At 73.4% G+C, this 25,810-nt stretch carries 25 protein-coding genes; 18 read left to right on the top strand and 7 right to left on the bottom strand.

Translation table 11 applies throughout. The features are described from left to right. Positions 1–625 precede the first annotated feature (625 nt). From HCN08_RS36180 to HCN08_RS15750, 5 genes are all read left to right on the top strand, one after another. Entirely contained in the window at positions 626–1,081 is a 456-nt protein-coding gene (locus tag HCN08_RS36180; protein WP_322974470.1) for a TraR/DksA family transcriptional regulator, read from the top strand. 74 nt (positions 1,082–1,155) lie between these two features. Next, a complete protein-coding gene (lspA, locus tag HCN08_RS15765) occupies positions 1,156–1,788 on the top strand; it encodes a signal peptidase II (RefSeq protein ID WP_167983705.1) in 633 nt (210 codons plus the stop codon). Between the two features lie 61 nt (positions 1,789–1,849). Next, on the top strand, positions 1,850–2,791 hold the full coding sequence (locus tag HCN08_RS15760) for an RluA family pseudouridine synthase (protein WP_167983704.1): 942 nt from the start codon (positions 1,850–1,852) through the stop codon (positions 2,789–2,791). 106 nt (positions 2,792–2,897) lie between these two features. Continuing rightward, positions 2,898–4,490, top strand: coding sequence for a Na+/H+ antiporter (locus tag HCN08_RS15755; RefSeq protein ID WP_167983703.1), 1,593 nt, complete (start codon positions 2,898–2,900; stop codon positions 4,488–4,490). Positions 4,491–4,645: 155 nt separating this feature from the next. Beyond that, positions 4,646–5,221: a dienelactone hydrolase family protein gene (locus HCN08_RS15750; RefSeq protein ID WP_167983702.1), complete on the top strand. Its 576-nt coding sequence runs from the start codon at positions 4,646–4,648 to the stop codon at positions 5,219–5,221. A gap of 60 nt (positions 5,222–5,281) precedes the next feature. Here the strand turns inward: HCN08_RS15750 and HCN08_RS15745 are convergent, their stop codons facing one another. Both HCN08_RS15745 and HCN08_RS15740 read right to left on the bottom strand, forming a co-directional pair. Next, entirely contained in the window at positions 5,282–6,082 is an 801-nt protein-coding gene (locus tag HCN08_RS15745) for a thioredoxin domain-containing protein (RefSeq protein ID WP_167983701.1), read from the bottom strand. A gap of 62 nt (positions 6,083–6,144) precedes the next feature. Then, a complete protein-coding gene (locus HCN08_RS15740) occupies positions 6,145–6,855 on the bottom strand; it encodes a hypothetical protein (protein ID WP_167983835.1) in 711 nt (236 codons plus the stop codon). A gap of 153 nt (positions 6,856–7,008) precedes the next feature. On the opposite strand from HCN08_RS15740, the gene dnaE reads away from it, so the two are divergent. Then, positions 7,009–10,563 (top strand): DNA polymerase III subunit alpha, encoded by a 3,555-nt coding sequence (gene dnaE, locus HCN08_RS15735; protein ID WP_167983700.1) that lies wholly within the window; start codon positions 7,009–7,011, stop codon positions 10,561–10,563. A gap of 93 nt (positions 10,564–10,656) precedes the next feature. Here the strand turns inward: dnaE and HCN08_RS15730 are convergent, their stop codons facing one another. Next, positions 10,657–10,833 (bottom strand): hypothetical protein, encoded by a 177-nt coding sequence (locus tag HCN08_RS15730; RefSeq protein ID WP_167983699.1) that lies wholly within the window; start codon positions 10,831–10,833, stop codon positions 10,657–10,659. A gap of 290 nt (positions 10,834–11,123) precedes the next feature. Between HCN08_RS15730 and HCN08_RS15725 the strand changes: the two genes are divergently transcribed. From HCN08_RS15725 to HCN08_RS15710, 4 genes are all read left to right on the top strand, one after another. Further along, positions 11,124–12,368 (top strand): NYN domain-containing protein, encoded by a 1,245-nt coding sequence (locus HCN08_RS15725; RefSeq protein ID WP_167983698.1) that lies wholly within the window; start codon positions 11,124–11,126, stop codon positions 12,366–12,368. Between the two features lie 361 nt (positions 12,369–12,729). After that, on the top strand, positions 12,730–13,785 hold the full coding sequence (locus tag HCN08_RS15720) for an ABC transporter ATP-binding protein (protein ID WP_322974469.1): 1,056 nt from the start codon (positions 12,730–12,732) through the stop codon (positions 13,783–13,785). A 127-nt stretch (positions 13,786–13,912) separates the two neighbouring features. Continuing rightward, positions 13,913–14,716 carry an ABC transporter permease gene (locus HCN08_RS15715; protein ID WP_167983833.1) on the top strand — a complete coding sequence of 268 codons (804 nt, stop codon included), beginning with the start codon at positions 13,913–13,915 and terminating at the stop codon, positions 14,714–14,716. A 34-nt stretch (positions 14,717–14,750) separates the two neighbouring features. After that, entirely contained in the window at positions 14,751–15,389 is a 639-nt protein-coding gene (locus tag HCN08_RS15710) for an ABC transporter permease (RefSeq protein ID WP_167983697.1), read from the top strand. Positions 15,390–16,077: 688 nt separating this feature from the next. On the opposite strand, the gene ybaK is transcribed toward HCN08_RS15710, so the two are convergent. From ybaK to HCN08_RS15695, 3 genes are all read right to left on the bottom strand, one after another. Then, a complete protein-coding gene (ybaK, locus tag HCN08_RS15705) occupies positions 16,078–16,581 on the bottom strand; it encodes a Cys-tRNA(Pro) deacylase (RefSeq protein WP_167983696.1) in 504 nt (167 codons plus the stop codon). A gap of 1 nt (position 16,582) precedes the next feature. Next, a complete protein-coding gene (locus tag HCN08_RS15700) occupies positions 16,583–17,302 on the bottom strand; it encodes an LON peptidase substrate-binding domain-containing protein (protein ID WP_407648783.1) in 720 nt (239 codons plus the stop codon). A 106-nt stretch (positions 17,303–17,408) separates the two neighbouring features. Then, positions 17,409–19,019, bottom strand: coding sequence for an oxidoreductase (locus HCN08_RS15695; RefSeq protein WP_167983695.1), 1,611 nt, complete (start codon positions 19,017–19,019; stop codon positions 17,409–17,411). Positions 19,020–19,168: 149 nt separating this feature from the next. Here HCN08_RS15695 and hisD point away from each other — a divergent pair, with 149 nt between their 5' ends. The 8 genes from hisD to hisF all read left to right on the top strand — a co-directional run bounded on the left by hisD (position 19,169) and on the right by hisF (position 25,075). Continuing rightward, the gene (gene hisD, locus HCN08_RS15690; RefSeq protein ID WP_167983694.1) at positions 19,169–20,482 is read left to right on the top strand and encodes a histidinol dehydrogenase; all 1,314 of its coding nucleotides are present in this window, start codon (positions 19,169–19,171) and stop codon (positions 20,480–20,482) included. Then, on the top strand, positions 20,479–21,585 hold the full coding sequence (locus tag HCN08_RS15685) for a histidinol-phosphate transaminase (RefSeq protein WP_167983693.1): 1,107 nt from the start codon (positions 20,479–20,481) through the stop codon (positions 21,583–21,585). Before hisD ends, HCN08_RS15685 begins: the two co-directional genes overlap by 4 nt. Before the next feature lie 55 nt (positions 21,586–21,640). After that, a complete protein-coding gene (gene hisB, locus HCN08_RS15680; RefSeq protein ID WP_167983692.1) occupies positions 21,641–22,234 on the top strand; it encodes an imidazoleglycerol-phosphate dehydratase HisB in 594 nt (197 codons plus the stop codon). Further along, positions 22,231–22,383, top strand: coding sequence for a hypothetical protein (locus HCN08_RS15675; RefSeq protein ID WP_167983691.1), 153 nt, complete (start codon positions 22,231–22,233; stop codon positions 22,381–22,383). Before hisB ends, HCN08_RS15675 begins: the two co-directional genes overlap by 4 nt. Positions 22,384–22,392: 9 nt before the next feature. Then, the gene (hisH, locus tag HCN08_RS15670) at positions 22,393–23,037 is read left to right on the top strand and encodes an imidazole glycerol phosphate synthase subunit HisH (protein WP_167983690.1); all 645 of its coding nucleotides are present in this window, start codon (positions 22,393–22,395) and stop codon (positions 23,035–23,037) included. Between the two features lie 120 nt (positions 23,038–23,157). Then, positions 23,158–23,883 carry a bifunctional 1-(5-phosphoribosyl)-5-((5-phosphoribosylamino)methylideneamino)imidazole-4-carboxamide isomerase/phosphoribosylanthranilate isomerase PriA gene (gene priA, locus HCN08_RS15665; RefSeq protein ID WP_167983689.1) on the top strand — a complete coding sequence of 242 codons (726 nt, stop codon included), beginning with the start codon at positions 23,158–23,160 and terminating at the stop codon, positions 23,881–23,883. Beyond that, positions 23,880–24,320 (top strand): Rid family hydrolase, encoded by a 441-nt coding sequence (locus tag HCN08_RS15660; protein WP_167983688.1) that lies wholly within the window; start codon positions 23,880–23,882, stop codon positions 24,318–24,320. Before priA ends, HCN08_RS15660 begins: the two co-directional genes overlap by 4 nt. Beyond that, positions 24,317–25,075, top strand: coding sequence for an imidazole glycerol phosphate synthase subunit HisF (gene hisF / locus HCN08_RS15655; protein WP_167983687.1), 759 nt, complete (start codon positions 24,317–24,319; stop codon positions 25,073–25,075). Before HCN08_RS15660 ends, hisF begins: the two co-directional genes overlap by 4 nt. A 31-nt stretch (positions 25,076–25,106) precedes the next feature. Here the strand turns inward: hisF and HCN08_RS15650 are convergent, their stop codons facing one another. Next, the gene (locus HCN08_RS15650) at positions 25,107–25,718 is read right to left on the bottom strand and encodes an O-methyltransferase (protein WP_322974468.1); all 612 of its coding nucleotides are present in this window, start codon (positions 25,716–25,718) and stop codon (positions 25,107–25,109) included. Positions 25,719–25,810 lie beyond the last annotated feature (92 nt).

The raw sequence follows: 25,810 nt of genomic DNA, 5'->3' as shown, positions 1-25,810 counted from the left end.
CTGGGACAGGCTCCGTCGAAGGGACGAGGGCGCCGGAGCGCTCCCGCGGTACCACCCTTCTTGGCGGTGGAGACCTCCCACCGCCCCCTCATTGGGGTCAGCGATGCCGGTTCTACTCACCCGGGGCGGCCGGCGCCGGCCGCCATGCGGCCACCGCACACCCCCCGCGGGCTTTCTTCCGGCGGCTCCGGGCTGATCTTCACCCCGCGCACACCCCCGGGCTTCCACCGTCCCCGGGTCGCTCATGGCTGCGTGCGGCGCTACTCGTCCCATCCACGCCGGTTCGCTGCCGCTCAGTGTACGGCGGCGCGGCCGGTGCCGCCGCCGGGTTTGCGGCCGGCCGCCCGGCTGACCCGAATGCCCTGCTCAGCGCGCCGCCCGGGCCGATGCCACGCATCGTTGCGCCATGGCGCCCGGGAAGAAGAAGGCGGTCAAGACCGCTGCACAGAAGAAGTCGTCGGCCGAGCAGGTGACAGCGGGGTCCCCCGCGTCTGAAGAGGCGGTGACGGGGAAGGCGGCGCCGAAGAAAACGGCAGGTGGGAAGTCGGCCGTGGCAGGGAAGAAATCGGTGAGCGACGGGCGCACCGGTCGTGAGCAGTCCGAGACGGGAGCTGGCACTGTGGGTGTGGAGAAGACGGCGGCCACTGAGGCCGCGAGCGGCGTGCCTGCGGCACGCGGCATTGCCGGGGCCGGCGAGCTCGCGGTACTGCCCGGGGAGGACCCCTGGAGCCCGCAGGAGGCCGAGGAGGCCCGCTCGGAGCTGACCGCGGAGGTGGACAGGCTCCAGGCCGAGATCGCGTCCTCCGAGGCGGCCGTGGCCGGCCTGCTGCGGGACGGCAGCGACAGCGGCGGGGACGAGGCGGACACCGGCGCGAAGAACATCAGCCGGGAGTACGAGCTGGCGCTGGCCGCCAACACCCGCGAGACGCTCGGGCAGGCCGAGCGGGCGCTGCAGCGGCTCGACGAGGGCACGTACGGGCTGTGCGAGGTGTGCGGCAGGCCGATCGGCAAGGCCAGGATGCAGGCGTTCCCGCGCGCGACGCTGTGCCTGGACGACAAGCAGCGCCAAGAGCGCCGGTGACCGGCCCGGGGCCGGTGCCGTACCCTCGTCAGCAGTGCAGTAGGGCACGTACGGGCTGAGGGCTGAGGGACCACGTGACGGAAGCGGAGCGCACCATCATCACGCCGGACGACGACACCCCGCAGCGGGCCGGCGAGCCGGCCACCGGTGCCGTGCCGGCCCCCGCCACCGGCAGCGACGCGGACGCCGACGCCCAGGTCCGGGCCCAGGCCGCGCTGCGGCGCAGGCGCCGGGTGCTGGTGCTGGTGGGCGTCGCGGCGTTCGCGTACCTGCTGGACGTGCTGTCGAAGCTGTGGGTGGTGCACAGCCTCGAAGGCCGTGCGCCCGTCCACATCTTCGGCCACTACCTGGAGCTGGACGCGCTGCGCAATGCCGGTGCGGCCTTCGGCATGGGGCAGGGCATGACGATCGTCTTCACGGCGATCGCGGTGGGCGTGATCGTGGTCATCGTCCGGCTGTCGCGCCGGCTGTACAGCACGCCGTGGGCGATCGCCCTCGGCCTGCTGCTCGGCGGCGCCTTCGGCAACCTCACCGACCGGGTCCTGCGCTCCCCGGGCGGCTTCCAGGGCCGGGTCGTGGACTTCATCGCCCCGGCCCACTTCGCCGTCTTCAACCTCGCCGACTCCGCGATCACCTGCGGCGGCGTGCTGATCGTCCTGCTCTCCTTCCGCGGCATCGACCCCGACGGCACCCGCCACCGCGACTGAGCCCCGCGGGCGCACCACCGCTGCGGGCCGGGCGCCACGCGGCGTCCGGCATACTCGTTGCGTGAGTACCGTTCCCGAAATCCGCTCCCTTCCCGTGCCCGACGGCCTGGAGGGCGAGCGGGTCGACGCCGCCCTCGCCCGAATGTTCGGGTTCTCCAGGACCAAGGCCGCCGAGCTCGCCGCGGGCGGCAAGGTGTCGCTGGACGGGGCGGTGGCCGCCAAGTCGGAGCGGGTGCACGGCGGCGCGTGGCTGGAGGTCGAGATGCCGGCGCCCGCGGCGCCGGTGCGGATCGTCGCCGAGCCCGTCGACGGCATGGAGATCGTGTACGACGACGAGGACGTCGTGGTCGTCATGAAGCCGGTCGGCGTCGCCGCCCACCCCAGCCCCGGCTGGACCGGCCCCACCGTGATCGGGGGCCTGGCCGCGGCCGGCTACCGCATCGCGACCTCCGGCGCCGCAGAGCGGCAGGGCATCGTGCACCGGCTGGACGTCGGCACGTCCGGCCTGATGGTCGTCGCCAAGTCGGAGAACGCCTACAGCCGGCTCAAGCAGCAGTTCCGCGACCGGGTCGTCGACAAGCGCTACCACGCCCTCGTGCAGGGCCACCCCGACCCGCTGAGCGGCACCATCGACGCCCCCATCGGCCGGCACCCCACGCACGACTACAAGTGGGCGGTCGTCGCCGACGGCAAGCCGTCGGTCACCCACTACGACCTCGTCGAGGCGTTCCGCTCCGCGAGCCTGCTCGACATCAAGCTGGAGACCGGCCGCACCCACCAGATCCGGGTCCACATGGCCGCCCACCGCCACCCGTGCGTCGGCGACCTCACCTACGGCGCCGACCCCACCATGGCCCGCCGCCTCGGCCTGACCCGGCAGTGGCTGCACGCCAAGCAACTCGGCTTCGAGCACCCCGCGGACGGCAGCTGGGTGCAGTTCGAGAGCGAGTACCCCGACGACCTGCGGCACGCGCTGGAGACCGTACGCGACGACAGCCGGTGACGGCCGCGAGCGGACAGTGACGGCCGAGCGCCGGGTGATCCGCCGCACCCGGCGTTCGTAGGCCGGGTCCACGGCCCCGGGGCCGCCGCGTGGCACGCTGACGGGCGTGGATCAGCTCGCCCTGTTCTTCTCGCTCATGCTCGCCGCCGTGATCGTCGTGCCGCTCGCGGAACGCGTCAACCTGCCCTCGCCGGTGCTGATGACGCTGCTCGGCGGGGTGCTCGCGCTGATCCCGCAGGTCCCCAACGTCCGCATCGACCCGGACCTGATCCTCCCGCTGGTGCTGCCGCCGCTGCTGTACGCGGCCGTCCAGCGCACCTCCTGGCGGCAGTTCGCGGCGAACCGGCGGGCGATCTTCCTGCTCGCGGTCGCGCTGGTCTTCGTCACCACCGCGGCCGTCGCCGCCGTCGTGGACGCGGTGGTGCCGGGCATCACGCTCGCCGCCGCCTTCACCCTGGGCGCGCTCGTCGCACCGCCCGACCCGGTAGCGGCGACCGCGGTGGCCGGCCGGCTCGGGCTGCCGCGCCGGATGATCTCCATCCTGGAGGGCGAGGGGCTGTTCAACGACGTCACCGCGATCGTGCTCTACCACGTGGCGGTGGAGGCCGCGGTCTCCGGGCACTTCTCGGTGCCGCACGCGCTGCTGGAGTTCGTGCTCTCGGCGGTCGTCGCGGTCGCCGTCGGGCTGGTGCTGGGCTGGGGCGCCAACAAGCTGATGGGCGTGGTCGGCGACCCCACGCTCCAGGTCGGCCTGTCGCTGCTGGTGCCGTTCGCCTCCTACGCGCTCGCCGAGGAGCTGTCCGGCTCCGGCGTCCTCGCGGTGCTCACCAGCGGCCTGTTCCTGGCCGAATACGCCTACGCCGCCGACGACGTGACCGCGCGGCTGGCCGGCAACACCTTCTGGGACATCGTCGACACCCTCGTGACGGGCATCGCCTTCGGGCTCATCGGCCTGGAGCTGCACCATGTGTTCAGCGTCGGCTCGGGCAACTGGGGCCCGATGACCCGGCATGCGGCACTGGTCGTCGCCGTCGTCGTCGGGGTGCGGCTGCTGTGGCTGCTGCCGGCCGCGTGGATCGCCCGCCGGCTGCACAAGCTGCGGGACATGGACGAGGACATCCCCATGACGTGGCGGGAGACGGTGATCATGTGGTGGTCGGGGATGCGCGGGGTGGCCTCCGTCGCGCTGGCGCTCGCGATCCCGCTGGAGACCCACCACGACGGCGCCTTCCCGGCCCGCGCCGAACTGCTCTTCATCGCCTTCGCCGTGGTGCTGGCCACCCTGGTGCTCCAGGGGCTCACCCTGCCGTGGCTGGTGGCGCGGCTCGGCGTCAGCAGCGACATCGACGCCGAGCACGAGCTGGAGCACGCGCTCGCGGTCCGCGCGATGGCCGCGGCCCGCAACCGGCTCAAGGAGATCGAGCAGAGCGAGCCGATCGACGAGGAGCTGTCGGAGATGCTGCACCGCCGGGCCTTCGACCTCGGTGCCCGCATCTCGCCGGACATCGTCGACGAGGAGCGCCGCGAGTCGCACGCCCGGCGGCTGAAGCGGGTGCGGTCGCTGCGGCGGATCCAGGACGACATGATGTCCGCCGCCCGCCACGAGGTGCTGGCCGCCCGCAGCGAGCCGGGCAACGACCCGGAGGTCGTCGACCGGGTCCTGCGGCACCTGGACCTGCGCTCGATACGGGGCGGCTGAGCGCCCCGCTCCCGTACGCCGGGCGGCGCGGCGCCGGTGGCGGCTGGCACGATGGGGGCAGCACGAGCAGCAACAACCGTGCACGTAGCACGTAATACGCAGCACGCACCAATGCTGCACGCAGCACGGACGCACGAGGCCGCAAGGGAGCCGCTGTGACGACGATCGTCCTGTTCCACTCCACCTACGGGCTGCGGCCCGCCGTGACGGCCGCCGCCGACCGGCTGCGGGCCGCCGGGCACGAGGTGGTGGTCCCCGACCTGTTCGACGGCAGGACGGCGCAGACGATCGAGGAGGGCATGCAGCTGCGCGAGGAGATCGGCCGCGACGAGCTGCTGCGCCGCGCGGTGGCCGCGGCGGCGCCGTACTCGCAGGGCGGCCTGGTCTACGCCGGCTTCTCGCTCGGCGGCTCCATCGCGCAGAACCTGGCGCTCGGCGACGAGCGGGCCCGCGGGCTGCTGCTCCTGCACGGCACGTCCGACATCGCCGACGACGCCTCGACCGGCATCCCGGTGCAGCTGCATGTCGCCGAGCCCGACCCGTTCGAGCCCGACGACTGGCTGAACGCCTGGTACCTGCGGATGCTCAAGGCCGGCGCCGACGTGGAGATCCACCGCTACCACGGCGCGGGCCACCTGTTCACCGACCCCGACCTGCCCGACTACGACGCCGAGGCGGCGGAGCGGACCTGGGCGGTCGCGCGGGACTTCCTCCAGGAGCTGGACGGCTGACCGGAGGAAGCCCCGCGCGGCGCTCGCTGCCGGCGCGGGGCTGCCGCTCGCCCTGCCGGGCTACTTCTTCAGCTGGGCCTCGATGCCGGCCATCACCTGGTCCGAGGCCACCCCGTTGACCTCCACCTGCTGCCCGTTGACCAGGACGTACGGGGTGCCCTTGGCGGACGCCGGGTCCTTGTTGTAGGCGTCGGCGACGGTGAGCGCCCACTTGTCGAAGGTGCCCTTCTTCACCGCGTCGGAGAACTTGGCGTTGTTCTTCAGCGCGGGCACCTGCTGGGCGAGCTTGATCAGCGTGTCGCCGTTGCCGAACTTGTCCTCGGTCTCGTCGGGGTGGACGTCCTTGGAGTACAGCAGGGTGTGGTACTGCTCGAAGGCGTCCGTCGAGACGTTCAGGGCCGCGCCGAGCGCGCTGAGCGCCTTCTTCGAGCCGGTGCCGCCGTGGTTGTCGATGAAGGCCGCGAAGGAGTAGTTGATCTGGTACTTGCCGTCCTTGGCGCCCTGCAGCACCGCGGCGCCCGCGGTCTGCTCGTAGGCGGCGCAGTACGGGCAGCGCAGGTCCTCGTACTCGTGGACGACGTTCTTGTTGTCCTTGTCGCCGACGACGACGATCGTGCCGTTCTTGCCCGAGGAGTTCGCGGGCGCGACCAGCTTGTTGTCGGCCGCCTTCTCCCAGTACTTCGGCTTGTTCATCTCGTTGACGGCGAAGGCGACGCCGCCGGCTATCGCCAGCAGGACGACGACGCCGCCGCCGACCATGAACTGGCGGCGGACCTTGGCCCGCTTGGCCTCCTTCTCGCGCTGGGCGCGCAGCCGCTCGCGCGCGGCGGCCTTGGCGGTCTTGCTGTTGCGCTGGCTCATGACAGTTTTCTCCGTGGATACCGTAAGACGCGTGGTGTGGGGGGGTTGCCGGGGTCCGGCGGTCAGAGGGCGACCGGGACGGGCGGCCCACGGCGTACGACGGCGTGGTGGAGCCAGCGGGCGGCGGGCTGCCCCGCCGCGGCGGTACGGGAGGCCGGCAGCACCCGGCGCGGCAGCACCGCGAGGTCGGCGCGTACCGCGGCGACGGCGAGCAGCAGCGGGCGGAAGGCGGTGAGCACCGCGGCCCGCAGCAGCCGGTGTGCGGCGCTCTCGCCGCGCCGCAGCCAGAAGGCGGCCAGCAGCCCCATCGAGACGTGCCCGGCCAGCAGCAGCCACGGCAGGGCCCCCGCCGAGGCGACCGCGGCGGTGGCCTCGGCGCTGCCCGGTACCGCCGAGAGCGCCGCGTGCTGCGGCCCGAGCCGGCCGACGTGGCCGCCGTGGCAGAGCACCGCCTCGTTGAAGGACCGCCACGAGCCGGTCACCGGGCCGCCGGCCGGCCCGTAGCAGGCCTGCTGCCCGGTGGTCAGCAGCGTGTCAAGGGCCAGCTCCAGCGGCACCATCAGGCCCGCCAGCGTCCAGAAGCCGCACTCGGGCCGGGACGTGACCAGGTAGGCCAGGGCGAACACCGCGGCGAAGGCGCCGCCGACCGCGGGCAGCGGCAGCGGGACCTTCGCCATCAGGACGTGCGAGGTGGAGGAGAGCGTCACGCACAGTGCGGCGAAGAGGGCAGCGCGCAGCGCCCTCAGTGCCCGCAGCCGGCGTATCTCCTCCATGGCAGCAGAGTGTGCCACGGCAACCTGTATATGTGACCTAAGATCCGCGGATCGCCGGGCCGAGCGGCGCGATCCCGCCGCCGTCCGCCCGGTGTCACACCCGGGTCGTAGACTCGCGGACGCCCTTGCCGTTCCCACCGGAGGTGTCGCGCCTTGTCCGACCAGCCCTTCGCTCATCTGCACGTCCACACCCAGTACTCGCTGCTGGACGGAGCGGCGCGACTGAAGGACATGTTCAAGGCGTGCAACGAGATGGGGATGAGCCATGTGGCCATCACCGACCACGGCAACCTGCACGGCGCCTACGACTTCTTCCACCAGGCGCAGGCCGCCGGTGTGACCCCGGTCATGGGCATCGAGGCGTATCTGGCGCCGGAGTCGCGGCGCTACAACAAGCCGGTCAAGTGGGGCGCCCCGCACCAGAAGAACGACGACGTGTCCGGCGCCGGCGCGTACACCCACATGACGATCTGGGCGCGCAACAAGACCGGGCTGCACAACCTCTTCCGCGCCCAGTCCCGCGCGTCCTTCGAGGGCTACTTCCGCAAGCCCCGGATGGACCGCGAGCTGCTGAGCGAGTATTCCGAGGGGCTCATGGGCACCACGGGCTGCCCGTCGGGCGAGATCTCCACCCGGATCCGGCTCGGGCAGATGGACGAGGCGATCAAGGCCGCCGGCGAGTACCAGGACATCTTCGGCAAGGAGAACTTCTTCGTCGAGATCATGGACCACGGCATCGACATCGACCGCCGGGCCCGGCAGGGCCTGGAGGAGATCGCCAGGAAGCTCCAGGCGCCCTTCGTGGTGACCAACGACTCGCACTACACATACGCCCAGGAGTCGGCGGCCCACGACACGCTGCTGTGCATCCAGACCGGTTCGAACATGTCGGACCCGGACCGCTTCAAGTTCGACGGCTCCGGCTACTACCTGAAGTCGGCCGCCGAGATGTACGCGATCGACAGCTCCGACGCCTGGCAGGAGGGCTGCCGCAACAGCCAGCTGCTGATCGCCGAGCGGGTCGAGACCGAGGGCATGTTCCAGTTCCGCAACCTCATGCCGAAGTTCGACGTGCCCGAGGGCTACACCGAGGTCACCTGGTTCCGCGAGGAGGTCGCCCGCGGCATGGCCCGGCGCTTCCCGGCCGGCATCCCCGAGGACCGGCAGAAGCTCGCCGAGTACGAGATGGACACCATCATCCAGATGGGCTTCCCCGGCTACTTCCTCGTCGTCGCCGACTTCATCATGTGGGCCAAGAACAACGGCATCGCCGTCGGCCCCGGCCGCGGCTCCGCGGCCGGCTCGATCGTGGCGTACGCGATGGGCATCACCGACCTCGACCCCGTCCCGCACGGCCTGATCTTCGAGCGGTTCCTCAACCCCGAGCGCATCTCCATGCCCGACGTCGACATCGACTTCGACGAGCGCAGGCGCGGCGAGGTCATCCGCTACGTGACCGAGAAGTACGGCTCCGACAAGGTCGCGCAGATCGCCACCTACGGCACCATCAAGGCCAAGGCCGCGATCAAGGACTCCGCCCGCGTGCTGGGCTACCCCTTCTCGATGGGCGACCGGATCACCAAGGCGATGCCCGCCGACGTCCTCGGCAAGGGCATCCCGCTGTCCGGCATCACCGACAAGGACCACCCGCGCTACAGCGAGGCCGGCGAGGTCCGGGCGATGTACGAGAACGAGCCGGACGTGACCAAGGTCATCGACGCCGCGCGCGGCATCGAGGGCCTGGTGCGGCAGATGGGCGTGCACGCGGCCGGCGTGATCATGTCCGCCGAGCCGCTTATCGACCATGTGCCGATCTTCTCGCCCAAGAACGACGGCGCGGTCGTCACGCAGTGGGACTACCCGAGCTGCGAGTCGCTCGGCCTGCTGAAGATGGACTTCCTGGGCCTGCGCAACCTGACGATCATGGACGACGCGGTCAAGTCGATCAAGGCCAACAAGGGCATCGACATCGACCTGCTCGCCCTGCCGCTGGACGACCCCAACACGTACGCGCTGCTCAGCCGCGGTGACACGCTCGGCGTCTTCCAGTTCGACGGCGGCCCCATGCGCGCCCTGCTGCGCATGATGAAGCCCGACAACTTCGAGGACATCTCCGCCGTCTCGGCCCTCTACCGGCCGGGCCCGATGGGCATGAACTCGCACATCAACTACGCCCTGCGCAAGAACAAGCAGCAGGAGATCACCCCCATCCACCCGGAGCTGGAGGAACCGCTCCGCGAGGTGCTGGAGGTCACCTACGGCCTGATCGTCTACCAGGAGCAGGTGCAGAAGGCCGCGCAGGTGCTCGCCGGCTACTCGCTCGGCCAGGCCGACCTGCTGCGCCGGGCGATGGGCAAGAAGAAGAAGGAGGTCCTGGACAAGGAGTTCATCCCCTTCCAGGCCGGCATGCGCGAGCGCGGCTACTCCGACCAGGCCATCCAGGCCGTGTGGGACGTGCTGGTGCCGTTCGCCGGCTACGCCTTCAACAAGGCCCACTCCGCCGCCTACGGCCTGGTGTCGTACTGGACGGCGTACCTCAAGGCGAACTACCCGGCCGAGTACATGGCGGGGCTGCTCACCTCGGTCAAGGACGACAAGGACAAGATGGCGCTCTACCTCAACGAGTGCCGCCGGATGGGCATCAAGGTGCTGCCCCCGGACGTGAACGAGTCCAACGCCAACTTCACCCCGCGCGGCGACGACACAATCGTCTTCGGCCTGACCGCGGTCCGCAACGTCGGGCAGAACGTCGTGGACTCCATCGTCAAGTGCCGCAGGTCCAAGGGCCGTTACGGCACCTTCCCGGACTTCCTGGACAAGGTCGAGGCGGTGGTGTGCAACAAGCGGACCGTCGAGTCGCTGATCAAGGCCGGCGCGTTCGACACCATGCAGCACACCCGGCGCGGCCTGACCGAGCACTTCGAGACGATGATCGACAACGTCGTGCAGGTCAAACGCAAGGAGGCCGAGGGGCAGTTCGACCTGTTCGGCGGGATGGGCGACGACGGCGCCGACGACGGGCCGGCCTTCGGGATGGACGTGGTCTTCTCCGACGTGGAGTGGGACAAGTCCTATCTGCTCGCCCAGGAGCGGGAGATGCTGGGCCTGTACGTCTCCGACCACCCGCTGTTCGGCATCGAGCACATCCTCAACGACAAGACCGACGCGGCGATCATGGCGCTGGCCGGCGACTACTCCGACGGCGCGATCGTGACGATCGGCGGCATCATCTCGGGCCTGCAGCGCAAGATGACCAAGCAGGGCAACGCGTGGGCCATCGCCACCGTGGAGGACCTGGGCGGCTCGGTGGACTGCATGTTCTTCCCCGCCACCTACCAGCTGGTGTCCACCCAACTCGTCGAGGACGCCATCGTCTTCGTCAAGGGCCGGCTGGACAAGCGCGAGGACATCCCGCGGCTGGTGGCCATGGAGCTGATGGTCCCCGACCTCACCGACGTGGGCACCAACGCGCCGGTGAGCATCTCCATCCCGACGGTCAAGGTCACCCCGCCGCTGGTGGCCCGGCTCGGCGAGGTGCTGGAGAGCCACAAGGGCAACACCGAGGTACGGGTGCGGTTGCAGGGCGTACGGTCCACCACCGTGCTGCGTCTTGACCGGCACCGGGTGACCGCCGACCCGTCGCTGTTCGGCGACCTCAAGGCGCTGCTCGGCCCGGCGTGCCTGGGCGCGGGCCAGCAGGCGGGCTGACCGGACCGCACGCGTAGGGCCTCATGAGGGGGCGGGGGCGCCCCAGCAGTGCGGCGCCCCCGCGGGCGATGCCGAACCAGCGGCACCGGTGGTTCAGTTGTGGCCGAACCGCTTGCCCTGCTTGTTGCGCGAGACCTGCGTCGCGGCGGGCATCATGTGCTCCTCGGCCTGGTGGCTGCGGCCCTGCTCCTGGGCGTCCACGGCCGGGCCGCGCTGCGGCTGCGGCTGCTCGGCGCGGCGGTTCGGGTTCTGGTTGCGGTTCTTAGCCACTGTCGTGCCTTCCTGATGAGGGCCGGATGAGGGCCCGATGAGGGGTGAGGGCCGAAGGGCCTGCCTCCCGGCGGGGTTCACGCCCCGGGGGCTCACGGCCGAGCGGCCGAGATCAGACTTGCACGGCGGGACGAAGCGCGCATTTCGGGCAGTTGGTGGGACGGGTGCGGTGAAAAGCCGCGACCGCCACGCCGAAGATCGCGTTCGGGCTCATAACGCCCCCGCATTCGGGCAGACTCGGGGGGACCTGGGGGATTCCTGATCGAGGGGGCGACCGGAAGAGGTGCGATTTGGACCGCTGCGTCGTCCTGGTGGACGCCGGATACCTGCTCGGCGCAGCAGCGAGCCTTCTGGCCGGTGAGCCCTCCCGCTCGCGCATCGTCGTCGATCATGCCGGCGTCGTGGCTGGCCTGCGGGAAAGAGCCGAACGCGAGACGGGCCAGCCGCTGCTGCGGATCTACTGGTTCGACGGAGCGCCCGACCGGGTTCCGCAACCCGAGCACCGCCGGCTGCGGGTGATGCCCCGGGTGACGGTACGGCTCGGCGCGCTCACCCGGACGGACGGCCGCTGGGCGCAGAAGGGCGTGGACGCCGCGATGCACGCCGAGCTGTCCGAGCTCGCCCGCAACCGGGCCTGCTCCGACATCGTGCTGGTCACCGGCGACGGCGACCTGCTGCCCGGCATGATGTCCGCGAAGGAGCACGGCGTGGCCGTGCACCTGTGGGCCGTCCAGGCCGCCGACGGCGACTACAACCAGTCCGAGGACCTGGTCGCCGAGGCCGACGAGCGGCGGGTGCTGGACCGCGAGTGGATCACCGCGGCGATCCGGGCCCGCGACGGCGTCTGTCCGCCCAGCGGCACCAGCCACGCCGACATCGGGCCGGAGATCGCCGCGATCCTGTCCGCGCCGCTGCCCGAGTCCGCGACCGGCACCCCGCCCCCGCCGCCGCAGGAGCAGCACCCCGAGCACCCCTCGCAGGCCCCCCGCCCCGCCGACGACGGCACCGCCCCCGCGCCCGCGGCCGGCAGCGGCGGCAAGGGCGTACCCACCCCCAAGGACCTCGCGGGACTCGGCAAACCGCACCCCGCGCCGGCGCCTGGACCGCACCCCGCGGCGAACGCCACCCTGCGCTGGTCCTCCGACAAGGGCTGGGCCGACCGCGGCCCCGGCTCCGACGTCGACACCAGCGGCCTGCCCACGCTCGCCCAGCTCACCACCGCCGAGCAGCGCTGGGCCGACCGCGAGGCCGACATCACCGCGGTCAGCGGCGACCCCTACGAGGTCGGCCAGGTCTTCGCCCGCCGCTGGACCGCCCGGATCAGCGACCCCGCCCAGCTCCACCAGCTGTCCACCCACTACCCGCGCGTCCCGCACCGCATCGACGGCGAGCTGCTCCGCTACGCCGCGCGCTTCGGGCTGCTGGCCCACAAGGACGACCAGATCGACGAGCACGACCGCTACGCGATCCGAGCCGGCTTCTGGCGCGAGGTCGACACCCACACGGGCGGCGTCCACGGCACGGCGGAGGACTGAGTACGCGCCGCGGGTCGGGGGGCGCCTGACGGAGGGCGCACGCCGACGCCGTGCCGGGCGCGCACGTACGTACCGGACGGTGCGCACGCCGGCGCCGGGAGGCTGCGCACGCCCGTGCCGTGCCCGGCGCGCACGTACACGCCGGACCGCGCACCTACGTGCCGGACGAGGCGCGCGCCGGCGCCGGGTGTCGGCGCACGCCCGTGCGGGGCGCGGCGCACGGCCGCCCCGTGATGCCGCGCACATCCGTGTCGTGATGCTGCCCACAGCCGCTGCCCCGCGCGGGACACGCGCGGGTGGGGTCCACTCGTACAACCCCCCTTGCGGCGCAAGCCGTCCGCGCCGCGTAGGCTCGATCCTCGTGAAGACGGGCACGCAGGACGAGGCGCCCCCCGCGGCGGCCACCGGCCGCGACACGGTGTGCACCGTGCGCGGTCTGGTCAGGACGTACCCGGCGGGCTCCGGGGCCCGGCGGCGGCCCGGGCTGCGGCGCGGGGGCGCCGCCGCGGACGCCGCGCCGGTACGGGCGAGCGACGGCATCGACCTCGACGTGCGGCGCGGCGAGCTGTTCGGCATCCTCGGGCCCAACGGCGCCGGCAAGACCACGCTGGTGCGCCAGCTCACCGGCCTGCTGCGGCCCGACGCCGGCCGGATCGACGTCCTCGGCCACGACCTCGTACGCCACCCCGACCGCGCCGCCCGGCTCATCGGCTACCTCGGCCAGGAGTCCACCGCGCTCGACGAGCTGACCGTCGCGCTCGCCGCCGAGACCACCGGGCGGCTGCGCGGCCTCGACGCGACCGCCGCCCGCGCCGCCCGCGACGCCGTGCTCGACGAGCTGGAGCTCGGGCCGCTGGCCGGCCGGCCCATCAAGCGGCTGTCCGGCGGCCAGCGCCGCCTCGCGTGCTTTGCCGCGACCCTGGTCGGGGAGCGGCCCGTGCTGGTGCTGGACGAGCCCACGACCGGCATGGACCCGGTCGCCCGGCGCGCGGTGTGGGCCGCGGTCGGGCGGCGCAGGAGCGAGCACGGCACGACCGTGCTGCTGGTCACCCACAACGTCATCGAGGCGGAGACCGTGCTCGACCGGGTCGCCGTGCTCGACGCGGGCCGCGTCATCGCCTGCGACACCCCCGCCGGGCTGCGCGCCCTGGTCGCCGACGAGGTCCGGCTGGACCTGGTGTGGCGCGACGAGCCGCCGCTGGACCTGCCCGCCGTCGCCGCGCTCCGGCCGCTCGCCGACGTCTCGGGCCGCCGCTGGACGCTGCGCCTGCCGCACGCCCGGGCCCGCGCCACGATGGCCGACCTCACCGGCGGCCCCGCCTACCCCTGGCTCGACGACATCACGCTCGCCGCCCCCAGCCTCGAAGACGTCTACCTGGCCCTGGGCGGCCGAGCGAAGGGCCTGGTGAAGTCATGACCCGCACCCCGCACCCGCTCCCCGTGGCGGCCCCGTGGCGGCCCGCCACGCCCGCCCGCCGCTGTACGGGCGGAGGTCCGCGGTGACCGTGATCGCACAGAGCGGGCCTGGGCCCGGGCAGGGCGGCATCGCCGCGCCGGCCGCCGGCGGCCCGGCGCAGGCCCCCGCGGAACTCGCGCCCCGAGCCCGGCTGTGGCCCGCCTTCGCGGCCGTCTACCGCGCGCAGCTCTCCCGTGCGCGGGTGGCCCGCATCCCGCTGCTGTTCGTGGCCACCTTCCAGTCCGTCGGCATCATGATCATGATGCGCGGGGTCGTCGACGCCGGCGACGGCGAGGCCGCACGCGCGGTCGTGGCCGGCTCCAGCGTCCTCGTCGTGGCCTTCGTCGCGCTCAACCTGCTCGCCCAGTACTTCGGCCAGCTGCGCGCGTCCGGCGGCCTGGACCACTACGCGACGCTGCCGGTGCCGCCCGCGTCCGTCGTGCTCGGCGCGGCGGGCGCGTACGCGTCCTTCACCGTGCCCGGGACGCTGCTCACCGCGGTCGCCGGGTGCGTGCTCTTCCATCTGACGCTCACCACGGTGTGGGTGCTCGCCGTGGTCATCCCGCTCGCCGGCGCGGCCCTCTCCGGGCTCGGCGCGGCGCTCGGGCTGCTCGCGCCCCGGCAGGAGATCGCCACGCTGCTCGGCCAGCTCGGCATGTCCGCCGCGCTGCTGCTCGGCGTGCTGCCCGCCTCGCACCTGCCCGAGGTCATCCGCTGGGCGCGCGACCTGCTGCCATCCACGTACGGCGTGCAGGCATTCGCCCGTACCCTCGGAGGGAGCGCCCACACCGACTGGGCCGCGGTCGCCGGCGATCTGTCGGTGTGCGCGGGCGTCGGCGTGGTCTCGCTCGGCGTCGCCACCTGGGCGTACCGCAGGGCGGCCTGCCGGTGAGGCGTCATCCGTATGGACCTGGCACGATGGGCAGGTGACCGCTCCGCTGACTCCCCACGACCACTCGCCGCACCTTCCGCCGTACCCCGGGGCGGAAACCGGCCCCGGCACGGGTGAGGACCGCAGGAAGGCGGTGCTCACCGAGGTCGCCAGGGGGGCGCTCGTCGCGCTGCTCGTCGCCGTGTGCGGGGTCGCGCTCGGGCTGCTGTGGCTGTGGCTCTCGCCACGCGTACCACTCGTCTCCGACGGCAAGGCGGTGTACCTCAAGGACACGGAGGGCGAGGAGGCGATCGGGGGCGACGGGACGTTCGTGCTCATCGCGGCGGGGCTCGGGCTTTTGACCGGCGCGGCGGTCTTCCTGCGCTACCGGCGCGGGGGGATCGGCCCCGTGCTCGGGCTTGCGCTCGGCGGGGTCGCCGCGTCCGTCATCGGCTGGCGCGTGGGCGTCTGGCTCGGCCCGGACACGAACATCGTGGCTCACGCCACGCGAGTCGGCCCGAAGGTCGTCTTCGACGCGCCCCTGGAGCTGCGGGCCAAGTCCGCGCTTGTCGCCTGGCCGGCCGCAGCGATGATCCTCCACCTCATCCTGACCTCCGCCTTCATCCCGAAGGACCCCGCCCCTCCAAAACAAGAGCTCCCCCTCCCACCCCCGACTCCGCCGGACCAGCAGTAGCCCCCTGCGGCTGCCGCCGCGTGGGCGCGACCGGCGGGGCTTGCGGCTGCGCCGCTGGCCGGCAAACCAGGGGCGCGGGGCTGTGTTTGTTGTGCGGCTGCCGCCGCGTGGGCGCGACCGGCGGGGGTTTGCGGCTGCGTCGGGCGTTGCTTTTCAGGGGCGCGGGGAACTGCGCGACCAGCCAGGAACCGGCGTGCACGTCGTCACTGACCCAAAGGGGCTGTTCGGTTCGATCCGGGCCACCGGCCGGTGGGTGGTTGCGCGCGCAGTTCCCCGCGCCCCTGGTGGTTGGCGTCCTGCGCCGAGTGAGCTCACTCCGGCAGGCTGCGGCTTGCGCCGCAGGGCGACACCCAGGGGTGCGGGGCTGTGTTTGTTGTGCGGCTGCCGCCGCGTGGGCGCGACCGGCGGGGCTTGCGGCTGCGCCGCTGGCCAGCAAACCAGGGGCGCGGGGAACTGCGCGACCAGCCAGGAACCGGCGTGCACGTCGTCACCGACCCAAAGGGGCTGTTCGGTCCGATCCGGACCACCGGCCGGTGGTGGGTTGCGCGCGCAGTTCCTCGCGCCCCTGGTGGTTGGCGTCCCGCGCAGACGCGGCGCCGGACCGGTCGCGCCCGCGCGGCGGTAGCCGCAGATCGAGCACAGCCCCGCGCTCCTGGTTTGCTGGCCTGCGGCGGAGCCGCAGGTAGGGCTAAGGGCGGGTGATGGGGGAGGGGGTCGCGGAGGTCAGGGTGAGGAGGAGGGCGGGCGGGAGTTCGACCTCTAGGCCGCGTTTGCCGGCGGAGACGAAGATCGTGGGGTGGGTCAGCGCGGAGGCGTCGAGGACCGTGGGGAGGCGCTTGCGCTGGCCCAGCGGGGAGATACCGCCGCGGACGTAACCCGTGGCGCGTTCGGCCGCGGCCGGGTCCGCCATGCTCGCGCGCTTGCCGCCCACCGCCGCGGCCAGCGCCTTGAGGTCGAGGGAGCCGGCCACCGGCACCACCGCGACGGTCAGCGCGCCGTCGACCTCGGCGACCAGCGTCTTGAACACCCGCTCCGGCGACGTCCCGAGCGCGAGCGCCGCCTCCTCCCCGTAACCGAGGCCGGAGGCCGGATCGTGGACGTACGCGTGGACCGTGAAGGCCGCCCCGGCCTTCTCCAGCGCGACGGTGGCCGGCGTCCCCCCGCCCGCGGCAGCGCCCCTCTTCCTCGCCACGTCAGTTCGCACTGATCGGCTGGCTGGTCAGATCCACCGCCGGCAGCGACGGCAGCTTCTCGATCACCGCCGACTCCCTGCGCAGCAGCCGCAGTTCCGCCGCGAGCCGCGCCGCCGCGTCCGGCTCCTCCAGCAGCGACTGCTTCACCGGCGTCTCCGCGATGAGCGCCGCCGCGACCAGGTACGACAGCACCGTCGGGTCGTCGGGGAATTCCTGCCCCGGCGCGAGGGTGCGCTCCCGGGCGCCCGCGAGCCGCTTCTGGTACGTGCCGAAGACCCGGCGGACCTCGGCCGCGAGCGCCCCGGAGCCGCCGCCCGCCTCCTCGGGGATCTCCTCGACCTCCGCCGTCAGATACGCCCCGCTCGTGTCGAGCGACAGCAGCCGGAAGCGCAGCAGCCCGGTCGCGACCAGCTCGTACCCGCCGCCCTCGCGCTCGGCGACGCCCGTCGCGTCGGCGATGCAGCCCACGCCGTACAGCGCGGCCAGCGGATCCTCGCCCAGGCCCGCCGCGGGGCCGGTCGCCCGGCCGTCCTGGCCGGTGGGGGCGACCTCCTGGCCGTTCCTGATCGCGACGACGCCGAACCTCCGCGGGGCCCCCTCCGGCAGGGCGAGCAGATCCGCGACGAGGGCCCGGTAGCGGTCCTCGAAGACGTTCAGCGGCAGCACGAGGCCGGGGAAGAGGGCGCTGCCCAGCGGGAAGAGCGGAATGCTGTCGGTCACAATGAGCCAGCGTACGGCCTGACCGGCGACCCGGTCCCCGCCTTCCCCCGCGGAACCACCCCACGCCTCCACGCCCCACGCCACTACACCCCTACGCCACCACGCCCTACGCCGTACGCCGCAGCAGCCGCGTCGCGCCCGCCGCCGCGGTCGTCGCGAGCATCCAGCCCAGCAGCGTCAGCACCGACGCCACCCACTGGCCCGGCCCCGCCTCCCGCCACGCGTTGTCCTGGCCCAGGTCGATGACCGGCAGCAGCAGGTCCAGGGCGTACAGCGGCGGGCTCCAGTGCGGGTGGTAGCCGCCGGTGTCCGCGGGCGGCGGCGCCTTGTGGAGGGCGAAGTAGACCGCGCCCAGCGCCCACAGCACCGCCATCCACACCGCGGCCCGCCCGGGCCGGTAGCCGTAGCCGACGGTCACGTCCTGGAGCCAGCCCCACACCCGCCCCGCGACCGGCAGCGTCTCGCGGCGCCGCCGCTGCCGGGCCAGCAGCACCTCGCGCGCCTCGGCGTCCTCGCCCGCCGCCCGCAGCGCCGCCGCCAGCCGCTCGTACGGCTCGGGCCGGAATTCCGGGGTCGCCGCGTGCAGCCACTCCAGCCGGGCCCGCAGCGGGAAGTCGGCGAGCGGCGGCAGCGTGTCGTAGCCGAAGCCGGTCATCCGCAGCCGGCCGGGCCCCGGCCACGCGCCCGGGGTGTCGTTGAGCTTGCCGACCTTCGCGCCGGACAGCACCACCGGGCAGACCGGCGCCCGCGGCACGGTGAAGCACAGCTCGGGCGTCTGGAGCCGGCGCAGCGACACCTGGTGGTCGGGGCGGCTCGCGACGAAGCGGGCCCGGCTGATGATGACGGCGTTGCCGAACCGCCCGTCGTCCAGCCGCAGCCCGCCCCGGCAGGTGAAGTCGCGGATCTCCACGCCCGGCTCGGCCCGCCCGGCCCGCTCGGCCGGCGCATGGGAGCCGGGCGGCGCGCCGACCCGCGCGCCGGACAGGTACAGCGTGTGCTCGACGGTGATGCGCGCCGCGTTGAGGGCCTGCCGGCCGCCCGGGTTGCGCAGCACCGCGCCGCGCAGGCTGAACCGGCCGCCGATCCGCGCGCTGCGCAGGCTGAACTCGCCCGTGACGTCGATGAGTTCCGCGTCCAGGTCCTGCGCGACGGTGAGCCCGTCGGCGGCGATCGCCCGGGAGGCGGCGCCGCCGAGCACGGTGAGCTGGTTGAGCAGCAGATCGGTGCCGATGTGCGCGTCGGTCATCCGCAGGCCGCTGGTGATCCGGCACTGCGGCAGGTGCAGGTCGCCGCCGACCTGGAGCCGGGCCGCCTCGACCCGCGGGATCAGGCAGCGCACCAGGCGCATGCTGCCGACCCGGCACTCCTGGAGCATCAGCTGCTCGTCGAACCGGCAGTCGTCGAGCTGGACGTACGGCGTCACGGTCGCCCCGGCGAGCATCAGCCGCCCGCTGACCCGCACCCCGGCGAGCTTGAGCGCCGTCACCCGCCCCGGCGCGGCCGGCGGGCCGTCCAGCAGCAGCTCGGCGAGCACCTGCGCGCGTACGGTCCGCTGCGCGCCCCACGGCGGGCCGGCCAGCGGGTCGTCGACCGCCGGGTCGCCGGTGCGCAGGTCCAGCGTGCGGCCCTGCCGGAACGCCTCCCACACCCGCCGCTCCACCGCCGTCCAGCCCTGCGGCGGCGCCCCCGCCCCGCTCCCGCCCGCGACCTCCGTCACCGCGATCCCCTCCCCGTCGTCGTGGCGCCGCTCACCGTAGCGCCCCGCCCGGCGCGCCCGCCCGTCCCCGTACGGCACACGCGGGCGACGCGTATCACGGAGTGGATGGCGCGGCCGGGGGGAGTGCGGGGGTCTCTACACTTGGGGGCGTGATCTCCCGAATCGATCTGCGCGGTGCCGCCTTCCCGGAGGGCGGGATCGACCGCGACCTGCTGCCCCGTGCCGACTTCGACGTCGAGGCCGCCCTTGAGGCGGTGCGGCCGATCTGCGACGACGTCCGCCATCGGGGCTCGGCGGCGGTGCTCGACTTCGGGGAGCGCTTCGACGGGGTGCGCCCGGCCTCGCTGCGGGTGCCGGAGCAGGCGATCGGCGACGCGCTCGCGGGCCTGGACCCGGCGGTGCGCGCGGCGCTGGAGGAGTCGATCCGGCGGGCCCGCATCGTGCACCACGAGCAGCGCCGTACCGACGTCACCACGCAGGTCGTGCCCGGCGGCACGGTCACCGAGCGGTGGGTGCCGGTCGAGCGCGTCGGGCTGTACGTACCGGGCGGCCTGGCGGTCTACCCGTCGTCCGTCGTGATGAACGTCGTCCCGGCGCAGGAGGCCGGCGTCGAGGGCATCGCGGTGGCCTCGCCCGCGCAGAAGGAGTCCGGCGGCCTGCCGCACCCCACGATCCTCGCCGCGTGCGCGCTGCTCGGCGTCACCGAGGTGTACGCGGCCGGCGGCGCCCAGGCCGTCGCGATGTTCGCGTACGGCACCGAGGACTGCCGCCCGGTCAACCTCGTGACCGGCCCCGGCAACATCTACGTCGCCGCCGCCAAGCGGCTGCTCAAGGGCCGGATCGGCATCGACGCCGAGGCCGGGCCCACCGAGATCGCGATCCTCGCCGACGAGTCCGCCGAGCCCGCCTTCGTCGCCGCCGACCTGATCAGCCAGGCCGAGCACGACCCGCTGGCCGCCGCCGTGCTGGTCAGCACCTCCGCGGAGCTGGCCGACGCGGTCGACAAGGAGCTGGACGCCCAGGTCGCCGCCGCCAAGCACCGCGAGCGGATCACCGCGGCCCTGACCGGCCGGCAGTCCGCGACCGTGCTGGTCGACACCCTGGAGCAGGGCCTGGCCGTGGTGGACGCCTACGCCGCCGAGCACCTGGAGATCCAGACCCGGGACGCCGCGGCCGTCGCCGCCCGGGTGCGCAACGCCGGCGCCGTCTTCGTCGGCCCGCACGCCCCGGTCTCGCTCGGCGACTACTGCGCCGGCTCCAACCATGTGCTGCCCACCGGCGGCTGCGCCTGCCACTCCTCGGGGCTCTCGGTGCAGTCCTTCCTGCGCGGCATCCACGTCGTGGACTACTCGCGCGCCGCGCTCGCCGAGGTCGCCGGCCACGTCGTGACGCTCGCCACCGCCGAGGACCTGCCCGCGCACGGCGAGGCGGTCAGCGTCAGGTTCGCGGGAGGCCGGGCGTGACCGGCGTCGACGACCTGCCCATCCGCGACGAGCTGCGCGGCCAGTCCGCGTACGGCGCCCCGCAGCTCGACGTGCCGGTGCGGCTCAACACCAACGAGAACCCGTATCCGCTGCCCGAGCCGCTGGTCGCCCGGATCGCCGAGCGGGTCGCCGAGGCCGCCCGCGGCCTGAACCGCTACCCGGACCGGGACGCGGTCGAGCTGCGCACCGCCCTCGCGGCCTACCTGACCCGCACCGCCGGGCACCCGGTCGGCGTGGACCAGGTGTGGGCGGCCAACGGCTCCAACGAGGTCATCCAGCAGCTGCTGCAGACCTTCGGCGGCCCCGGCCGTACCGCGATCGGCTTCGAGCCGTCCTACTCGATGCATGCGCTGATCTCCCGCGGCACCGGTACGGGCTGGGTCTCGGGCCCGCGCAACGCCGACTTCACCATCGACACGGGCGCGGCCGTACGGGAGATCGCCGAGCGCCGCCCCGAGGTGGTGTTCATCTGCTCGCCCAACAACCCCACCGGCACCGCCGTGTCCGCCGGGACCGTGCTCGCCCTCTACGAGGCCGCGCAGGCCGCCCGGCCCTCGCTGGTGGTCATCGACGAGGCGTACGGCGAGTTCTCGCACCGCCCCTCGCTGCTGCCGCTGATCGCCGGCCGCCCGCACCTGGTGCTGACCCGTACGATGTCCAAGGCGTTCGGCGCGGCCGGGCTGCGGCTCGGCTACCTCGCCGCGGACCCGGCGGTCGTCGAGGCCGTGCAGCTGGTGCGGCTGCCGTACCACCTGTCGGCGGTCACGCAGGCCACCGCGCTGGCCGCGCTGGAGCACACCGACACGCTGCTCGGCTACGTCGAGCAGCTCAAGGCCGAGCGGGACCGGGTCGTCGGCGAGCTGCGCGCGACCGGCTACGAGGTCGTCGAGTCCGACGCGAACTTCGTGCAGTTCGGCCGGTTCGCCGACAGCCACGCCGCCTGGCAGGCCGTGCTCGCGCACGGCGTGCTGGTCCGGGACAACGGAGTGCCCGGCTGGCTGCGGGTCTCGGTCGGCACCCCCGCCGAGAACGACGCGTTCCTGGACGCGGCGCGGGCGGTCTTCAAGGAGCACACGGCATGACGTACGGCGTGTACAGCGTGTACCGCGTGTCGCACAGGACGACGGAGGAACGAGCATGACCCGCGTGGGCCGCGTCGAGCGCACCACCAAGGAGACCTCGGTGGTCGTCGAGCTCGACCTCGACGGCACCGGGCAGGTGTCGGTGTCCACCGGCGTCGGCTTCTTCGACCACATGCTGGACCAGCTCGGCCGGCACGGCCTGTTCGACCTCACGGTCAAGACCGACGGCGACCTGCACATCGACACCCACCACACCATCGAGGACACCGCTCTCGCGCTCGGCGCCGCCTTCAAGCAGGCGCTCGGCGACAAGGTGGGCATCTACCGCTTCGGCAACTGCACGGTCCCGCTGGACGAGTCACTCGCCCAGGTCACCGTGGACCTGTCCGGCCGCCCGTACCTGGTGCACACCGAGCCCGAGGGCATGGCGCCGATGATCGGCTCGTACGACACCACGATGACCCGGCACATCCTGGAGTCGTTCGTCGCGCAGGCGCAGGTCGCGCTGCACGTCCACGTGCCGTACGGGCGCAACGCGCACCACATCGTGGAGTGCCAGTTCAAGGCGCTGGCCCGCGCGCTGCGCTACGCCAGCGAACGCGACCCGCGGGCCGCCGGGATTCTTCCTTCCACGAAGGGCGCGCTGTGAGCAAGGGCTCGACTCTCTTCATCCTGCTGGGGCTGTTCCTGGCCGGCGGCGTCTACTCGTTCTGGCAGCAGAAGCAGTCCAAGTCGCTGATCGCGCTGCTGGCCATAGGCTCGGTCATGGCGCTGGTCACCGGCCTGCTCCAGCTCTAAGGGGACGTGATGGGCACGAAGAGCAGAAGCGTCGTCGTCCTGGACTACGGCTTCGGCAACATCCGCTCCGCCGAGCGCGCCCTCGCGCACGCCGGGGCCGACGTCGAGATCACCTCCGACTACGACAAGGCGATGGCCGCCGACGGGCTGCTGGTGCCCGGCGTCGGCGCGTTCGCCGCGTGCATGGCCGGGCTCACGGCGGTGCGCGGCGACTGGATCGTCGGCCGGCGGCTGGCCGGCGGGCGGCCGGTCATGGGCATCTGCGTCGGCATGCAGATCCTCTTCGCCCGCGGCATCGAGCACGGCGTCGAGACCGAGGGCCTGGACCAGTGGCCCGGCACCGTCGAACCGCTCCGGGCGCCCGTCGTGCCGCACATGGGCTGGAACACGGTGAAGGCCCCCGAGGGCTCCCGGCTGTTCGCCGGCACCGACGAGGACACCCGCTTCTACTTCGTCCACTCCTACGCCGTCCGCCGCTGGGAGATGGAGGAGCGCGGCGACCACATCCGCAGCCCCCGGGTCACCTGGTCCACGCACGGCGAGCCGTTCGTCGCCGCGGTGGAGAACGGGCCGCTGTGGGCCACGCAGTTCCACCCGGAGAAGTCCGGCGAGGCCGGCGCGCAGCTGCTGCGCAACTGGCTCGACTCGTTCTAGGCCCCACCGGGACCGGGACCCGGCGCCACCACCCGCGCCCGCACCCGCCCGTACCGCCCCGACCGCCCGTCCGCCCCGTCCGTACCGCCCCACCCGACACCCCCGCGAGGACGCACCCCGATGACCACGCTCGAACTGCTCCCCGCCGTCGACGTCCGCGACGGCCGGGCCGTCCGCCTCGTGCACGGCGAGTCCGGCTCCGAGACGTCGTACGGCGACCCGCTGGCCGCGGCCCTCACCTGGCAGCGCGCGGGCGCCCGGTGGCTGCACCTGGTCGACCTCGACGCGGCCTTCGGCACCGGCGACAACCGGGCGCGGATCGCCGAGGTCGCCCGCAGCATGGACATCAAGGTGGAGCTGTCCGGCGGCATCCGCGACGACGACACGCTCGCCGCGGCCCTGGCCACCGGCTGCACCCGGGTCAACCTCGGCACCGCCGCGCTGGAGACCCCGGAGTGGGTCGCCAAGGTCATCGCCGAGCACGGCGACAAGATCGCCGTCGGCCTCGACGTGCGCGGCACCACCCTGCGCGGCCGGGGCTGGACCCGCGACGGCGGCGACCTGTACGAGACGCTGGCCCGGCTGGACTCCGAGGGCTGCGCCCGCTACGTCGTCACCGACATCAACAAGGACGGCACCCTCCAGGGCCCCAACCTGGAGCTGCTGGCGAATGTGTGCGCGGCCACCGACCGCCCGGTCGTCGCCTCCGGCGGCGTCAGCAGCCTGGACGACCTGCGTGCGATCGCCTCGCTCGTCCCGCGGGGCGTGGAGGGCGCGATCGTGGGAAAGGCACTCTACGCGGAGGCTTTCACTCTCGAAGAGGCCCTGGAGGCAGTGTCACGATGAGCCCGGAACCCGTGGTGCGGCGCGAGCAGTCCGGCAGCGCGCCGGAGGAGACCATCGGCTACGCGAGCGCCGTCGCCGCGGGGGACCGGGTGCTGGTGTCCGGCACCAAGCCCTTCACCGAGGGCGTCGTGGGCGGCGAGGGCAGCCCGTACGAGCAGGCGCTGCTGGCGTACCGCAACGCGCTGGCCGCCCTCGAACCGTTCGGGCTCGGCGCGGACAGCGTCATCAGGACCCGTACGTACCTGGGCCACACCCGGGACGCCGAGGACGTGGGCCGCGCCCACAGCGAGGTCTTCGGCGCGGTCAGGCCGGCGGCGACCATGGTGGTGGTCGGCGGCTTCACCGAGCCCGGGGTGCTGGTGGAAGTGGAGATCGAGGCTTTCCGCGCCGACGCGGCGGCCGGAGCCGACGGAGCAGCAGGAGGAGACCCATCATGACCCTCGCCGTACGCGTCATCCCCTGTCTCGACGTGGACGGCGGACGGGTCGTCAAGGGCGTCAACTTCCGCAACCTGCGGGACGCCGGCGACCCGGTCGAGATGGCCCGGCTCTACGACGCCGAGGGCGCCGACGAGTTGACGTTCCTGGACATCACCGCCTCCTCCGGCGACCGGGAGACGACGTACGACGTGGTGCGGCGCACCGCCGAGCAGGTCTTCATCCCGCTGACGGTCGGCGGCGGGGTGCGCAGCACCGACGACGTCGACAAGCTGCTGCGGGCCGGGGCGGACAAGGTCGGCGTCAACACCGCCGCCATCGCCCGGCCCGAGCTGATCCGGGAGATCGCCGAGCGCTTCGGGCGGCAGGTGCTCGTGCTGTCGGTGGACGCCCGCAGGGCCGCCTCCGGCGAGGGCTTCGAGGTCACCACGCACGGCGGCCGGCGCGGCACGGGCATCGACGCGGTCGAGTGGGCCGAGCGCGCGGCGGAGCTGGGCGCGGGCGAGATCCTGCTCAACTCGATGGACGCCGACGGCACCAAGGACGGCTACGACACCGAGATGATCGCGGCGGTACGGGCCCGGGTGTCGGTGCCGGTCATCGCCTCCGGCGGCGCCGGGCGGCGGGAGGACTTCGCGCCCGCGGTGGCCTCGGGCGCGGACGCAGTGCTCGCGGCGTCCGTCTTCCACTTCGGCGACCTGCGCATCGGCGAGGTCAAGTCCGCGCTGCGCTCGGCCGGCCACCCGGTGCGCTGAGCGGCTCCGGCCGGCCCTTCCCGCGGCCGGGCTAGCCCTTCCTCGTACAGACCAGGGTCGCCAGGTCCGGCGCCAGGGGTATCTCCACCGTGCGCAGGGCCGGGTGGTCCAGCCAGTGCAGCCGGGCGGTGTCCGGGGCGCCGGCGTGGACGGGCGGGGCGCCGCGCGCGGGGGTGAAGTCGTCGATGACGAGCACCCCGCCGGGGCGCAGCAGCGCGGCCGGGTCGGCGGCCGGGGCGCCGTCCTTGGCCTGGCCGCCGCCGTCGAGGACGAGCAGGTCGAAGGGGCCGTGCTCGGCGATCGCCGGCCAGTCCGCGTGCCGCACGGTGACCCGCGGGGCGTACCCGGCGAAGAGGCCGGCGGCCTCCCGGGCCCGCTCGGCGTCCTGCTCGACGCTGACCGCGGTCGCGCCGCCGCGCATCCCCGACACCAGCCACGCCAGGCCCACCCCGCAGCCGGTGCCGGTCTCGCCGATCCGCTCGGCGCCCGCGGCGAGCGCGTGCAGCAGCCGGCCCTGCTCGGGGCGGCAGGAGTAGCGGAAGCCGAGCCGGGTCGCGTGCTGCGCGGCGCGCTCCACCAGGGCCGGCAGGTCACCGGTGCCGCTGAGGTGCGCGCGGGTGCCGTCGAGGGACATGGCGGCCATCCTGCCGGTCCTGCGGGTGCGGAGGGGACCGATCAGCTGAGAAAGAAACCTTGCGCACGTGAATTTGCGCAAAGGAAGTTGCGCAAGAAGAG

The sequence above is a fragment of the Actinacidiphila epipremni genome (genome assembly GCF_012034175.1).
Taxonomy (GTDB): domain Bacteria; phylum Actinomycetota; class Actinomycetes; order Streptomycetales; family Streptomycetaceae; genus Actinacidiphila; species Actinacidiphila epipremni.
The sequence above is the reverse complement of the archived record's forward strand: the minus strand, read 5'-3'. Positions and strand labels throughout refer to the sequence as shown.

Bases quoted from the DNA above. Each gene is read 5' to 3' on its own strand.
- HCN08_RS15745 (WP_167983701.1), bottom strand. From the start codon at position 6,082: ATGAGCCAGCGCAACAGCAAGACCGCCAAGGCCGCCGCGCGCGAGCGG.
- HCN08_RS15740 (WP_167983835.1), bottom strand. From the start codon at position 6,855: ATGGAGGAGATACGCCGGCTGCGGGCACTGAGGGCGCTGCGCGCTGCC.
- hisB (WP_167983692.1), top strand. From the start codon at position 21,641: ATGACCCGCGTGGGCCGCGTCGAGCGCACCACCAAGGAGACCTCGGTG.
- hisH (WP_167983690.1), top strand. From the start codon at position 22,393: ATGGGCACGAAGAGCAGAAGCGTCGTCGTCCTGGACTACGGCTTCGGC.
- priA (WP_167983689.1), top strand. From the start codon at position 23,158: ATGACCACGCTCGAACTGCTCCCCGCCGTCGACGTCCGCGACGGCCGG.
- HCN08_RS15660 (WP_167983688.1), top strand. From the start codon at position 23,880: ATGAGCCCGGAACCCGTGGTGCGGCGCGAGCAGTCCGGCAGCGCGCCG.
- hisF (WP_167983687.1), top strand. From the start codon at position 24,317: ATGACCCTCGCCGTACGCGTCATCCCCTGTCTCGACGTGGACGGCGGA.
- HCN08_RS15650 (WP_322974468.1), bottom strand. From the start codon at position 25,718: ATGGCCGCCATGTCCCTCGACGGCACCCGCGCGCACCTCAGCGGCACC.